The following is a 309-nucleotide window of genomic DNA, read 5'->3' on the forward strand; positions in this document are numbered from 1 at the left end:
GGTAGCGGGCGGTACGGCCGATCACGATCGCGAGCTCGACCTCGTAGTCGGTCTTCTCGCTGCCGCGCGGCACCAGGCCCTCGTCGTTCGGGCCGCCGACGGTGCAGCTCGGCCTGAGGAAGATCACCGGGTCGGCCGCGTCCTGCGCGCCCCGACCTTCGCGCCGACCTGCGCCATCATCCCCGCGGCCACCCCCCCCCTGCCCGCACCATGGGGCGGACCACCCCCCTGCGCCGACCGCTGCACCTGCGTCCGCGACCCCCGCTCCACCCGCCAGGGGGCGGCGCCGGGCTGTTCGAAGGTCTCCAA

General features: G+C 75.4%; 1 protein-coding gene. It reads right to left on the reverse strand.

The features are described 5' to 3' along the window. The coding region (locus tag UK12_RS42615) for a fumarylacetoacetate hydrolase family protein (protein ID WP_197085438.1) at nucleotides 1-127 on the reverse strand (127 nt) is incomplete at its 3' end. Nucleotides 128-309 lie beyond the last annotated feature (182 nt).

This window comes from Saccharothrix sp. ST-888 (assembly GCF_000955975.1).
Lineage (GTDB): Bacteria > Actinomycetota > Actinomycetes > Streptomycetales > Streptomycetaceae > Kitasatospora.